3 protein-coding genes are annotated in these 4191 nt (G+C 47.1%); all 3 read right to left on the bottom strand.

Features of this window, described 5'->3' with window-relative positions:
* The coding region (locus F6K38_RS36220) for a poly-gamma-glutamate biosynthesis protein PgsC/CapC (protein ID WP_287359867.1) at positions 1-332 on the bottom strand (332 nt) is incomplete at its 3' end.
* Positions 293-1660, bottom strand: coding sequence for a poly-gamma-glutamate synthase PgsB (gene pgsB / locus F6K38_RS36215; protein WP_287359866.1), 1368 nt, complete (start codon positions 1658-1660; stop codon positions 293-295). The genes pgsB and F6K38_RS36220, both read right to left, overlap by 40 nt.
* A gap of 37 nt (positions 1661-1697) precedes the next feature.
* Positions 1698-4058 carry a CapA family protein gene (locus tag F6K38_RS36210; protein ID WP_287359864.1) on the bottom strand — a complete coding sequence of 787 codons (2361 nt, stop codon included), beginning with the start codon at positions 4056-4058 and terminating at the stop codon, positions 1698-1700.
* Between the last annotated feature and the right edge of the window lie 133 nt (positions 4059-4191).

Raw genomic sequence — 4191 nt, 5'->3', positions numbered from 1 at the left:
CTATCCTGGGATAATTCCATCCAGCCTAAGCTGTCGTATAGGATGGCAATCGGATAAACTGAAAATAGGGATATCATTGCCAAAATATACATTGGTGTTCGAGGTTTGGACGATTGTTTAAAGTAGCGTTGATAGAGAGCATATAAAACAAACGCCAATCCAATTAAGCTAATCCCCCACATGGGCGACAAGATTAGGCTTACCACTAAAAGCCCTGGAACAATAATTCCCCCTGGGATTACCCCTTCAGTTTTTTTGTAATGAAGGGCTGAATAAGCCCCAATCAGCAAGGCTAAACGAGTGATTTCTGACGTATTGATGGTTTCGAACATACCTTTTTTTTGAATCGTTTCTGTTTGAATCGTTTCTGTTTGAGTCGTTTCTGTTTGAGTCGTTTCTGTTGGATCCTTTGCTGTTTGTTCTTTTTCTGTTTCGGTTTTGGTACTGCTTCCAATTTCGGAGCCTGGACTAAGGTTTGGAATAAACTTAAGAGTTCTTGGGCTTGAGGAGTATGGATATTGACAGCTCCCACCAACAGAATCTTTGGCTCCTTTATGGTTTCGGTAATTTGGGTTAGTAAGGTCGTCCCAGGAGCATCCTTAAAAGGAGTAGAGTCACCCAGTAACACTAAACGTTCTGGTTCACTAGCGAATAACTTCTGTACTTCCGCTTCGCAGCTTCCGATGGTAACCACTCGATCAAAGCTCAAGCTCTTAGCAAGATTGGCGAATAACGCTACTCGTGGTAGTCGATCGGAACGGTTGTTGAGTAAAACCACTTTGGCATGGTCAGGATATTGGTTAAAAATGCGATCGCAAAGTAAATTAAAGCTTTCCCTGTCATTGACCGCAAACAAGTTAGCCCAAACGATGCCAGTATCTCGCCAATTAAAGGATTCCAGTTTCAGAGCACTCTCATCATTGAGAGTCTGCCACATAGCCTGAACCGCCCGTTTACGAGGAACTCCCAATAGCTTTCCTACTTCTAGTGCGATCGCAACATTATCTTCTATAGCCACAGCACTAAATCCTTTCAGGTCTTCAGCCATCACGTCACTAGCATTAGCTGCAATCAATTTAGCGCCCCTTTGTTTAGCTTCCCTGTTGAGAATATCCAGTAATACAGGATTTGATTCAGCCGTGATCACAATACCATTTTCAGGAATAGTCACTGCTAGGGAATGGGCAATTTCTTCCAGAGTTTCCCCTAAATATTCTGGATGGTCGTAGCGAACATTAGTAATGATGCTAACGTGAGAGCGCATCACTTTTTTTTCCAGCCATTCCGCATAGACTGGGTTAATCGCCATACATTCCATCACCACCGCTTCTACCTGCTGGCGAAAAAAATAGCGCATCACTGCCACTTGCTCGTTAACATTGGCATAGCCTTTTCGCGGCCAAATAGACTCTTTACCATTGGGATGGAGAATATGGGTAGTGCTACCAGTAATCTTGCCAAACGTTTTATACCCTGCTGCCCTAACAACTGCTGCCACATAGCGGGTCACCGTGGACTTACCTCGAATCCCATTAACATGAACCCGATACAGAATTTGATCCCGTTTTTGACGAAATTGCCAATAGGAAACAAGTAAATATAAAATGTAGACTACCAAGCTGGCTAGAGTCAGTAAAAAAGGCAAAGCCTCCTTGAACATCTCAAACTTAAGCCTCCCAATGATTCACTACCAATATTTAAGACTGAGGCTGAAAAGCTCGAAAGGTTAGGTGCAGTTTCACTAGACCAGGGGTCCCAGTCAACCGTAAAAAGTCAAGGGCATGAGGCACCGAAAGCTGAATCGGATTGTTCAGATAATGGGGCTTTTCCCAACTGACACAGGCAAAGTCATCGAACATTGCTAGCCCCTTTCCTTCTTGGGGAGGATAGTGACGCAACCAGAGCATCACAGCACGAGGATTATCTCTTTTAGGATTGGCCACCTGCTCCTTTGGCTTATCCTCAGGCATTGCTAAGTCTACCACAATCCGTTCCCAGTCAAAAGTATGACCAGGGTGAGTAAATACAGTCCTATCCCCAAACCCTTGCTCCCCTTCACTGGCACGATAGCGGACTTTCAGCTCTATCGGACCGGCATTTTCCCCCCGTACATATCCCACCATCGTCAGGTCTTTCTGAGGGCGATCAAGGGCATCTCCAAATACCCGTATCCGATGACGAAAAGGAACCACAGCCACCTCACGATTGCGATGCGATCGCTCTAGACAAATCCCGGTGATACCTCGATAGGCTCCTTGATAACAGGGAAAGGATGTCTTCCCTGTCGTAGATACCCCCCAGCGGTTGAGGTCTTGTTCATTGGAGTCCATGTCCCAATCTTCTGCCTCACCAAACCCCATTAAATCCCGCCCTAAACGGAGTTGAGAGACGTCACCAGCGCTGACTTGCACCTGATATAGAGAGGCTTCACTCGGAGCCAGCCCCCGCAAATCCACTACTCCCCAGCCATCTTGATTGATCATGACCGGAACATCTATACTGTAATCCTCGATGGTGACATCAGATCCATCAGCCCCTTCCACAGAAACCCAGCCGCGATTTAGATAGGGATAAACCAGCACTCCATCCTCAGAAAACTCCCCAATCCTCCGGATAAACCGATTGGCTAGGTCTCCCCCTATCAGTTGAGGACGATAGTCTTCCAAATAAATCGGAATAACCTGGAGCCTCCTCACCTCTTCATCCTCGATATCCACCAAGGCTACCAATTCCAGTAAGGTCTCCAGGCGATCGGAATCAAACACCAAGTTACCAAGGCTATAAAATAAAGGCACACCCTGACGAAACCCTAAGCCTTGAGCCACATGGGGATGGTGTCCCACCACTAGCCCTGCTCCAGCACTCGCCACTTGGTCTATCAGACCCCTCCCATAAGAAGTGGGGGCATAGGTGTATTCAGTACCAGTGTGGACTTGGACAATCGGGAAACGCCCTTGCTCTCGTTCCTGGGCAATTAGGGATTTTACTGTTGCTATGTCCCGCAAGTCTGCTGCACCCCCCTGATGGTCGGTAGCCACAAACTGTAGGGGTTCTCGATAGCGATCGCCTGCAATGGAGGTAAAGGAAAATAGGCTGTAATTGGTATTGCCCAATTGTCGGTGATCGGGTTCCTGGGCTGCATGTGGGGTAAGTCCAGCGCCACTGTAGGCCAGGCCAATAGTTTGTAACTGCTCCAGAGTGGTAGTCAAACCAGAAGCTAAGTAGTCCCAGAGGTGATTATTCCCTAGAGCGACATAATCAACCCCTAGTTTGCGCAGCTGGCGGACTGATTCAGGAAGGGTAAAAAAACTGTAGGGTTTCGCCCAGTGGGGGGTCGTCGGGTCATCCAGGACAGGGGTTTCCAGATTGACACTACGAAAATCACTGACCCTAGGCTGGAACAAAGGCTGTAAACCTTCTAACACCTTGGCACTGCCCCGTCTGGGATGGGATGCTTGAATCAGCGCATCAGGGTTATTTTTAGGAATCCGATTGCGGGGAGTTTTCTCTTCTGGGTCGAGAAACCGCCTACCCATTGCTACGTCTCCCCCGAACAGAAGCCTGGCCTCCGAATCTGTCCGTTTTACCAGGGCAATCGGCTCTACTTCCACTTCCGAAACTGTCAGGGGTAAGGCCAGAACTAGAGGAATCACTTCCTGGTAATAGTCAGGAGCATCAATTTCCAACAGAGCGTTATGACGGGGCATAAAGGGAAAGCGATACTGCCCTGATGAATTAGTAATTGTTTCTGCCTGCCCTAGGCGAACCGGAATATTACCCAGAGGCATACCCCCCGTTCCCAGGATTGTTCCCTGCACCTGGAGGGGGGTATGGTGATACTGACGGCCTAGATTAATTTCTTGAACGACTAAGGTATTTAACCATTCCCGGAGAGACCAGGCTTGGGCTGATCCAGGGTAAGGCCATAAAGTGAAGCACAGGACTATTACAAAACAACAAACTCCTCCACCTACTGCACGGATAGTGAATTTTATAGGCCACTTCCTAGGCCATTGCATCAGATTCGCCAGCATCTCCCTTAGTGCTACAATCCACATTTACCACTTCAAAATGTAGTATTTATAATTACAGCAATCAAAAGAAGAATCATGACTAAAAAAACCTCAAATAGAATCTAAAACAATGCCTTTATCATAGTTTAAGCTTGTAGCTGGTAGGGTGGGCAAAAAC

The organism is Moorena sp. SIO3B2, assembly GCF_010692525.1.
Classification (GTDB): domain Bacteria; phylum Cyanobacteriota; class Cyanobacteriia; order Cyanobacteriales; family Coleofasciculaceae; genus Moorena; species Moorena producens.
Note: the sequence above shows the minus strand (reverse complement) of the source record. Positions and strands in the feature narration are given on the sequence as shown.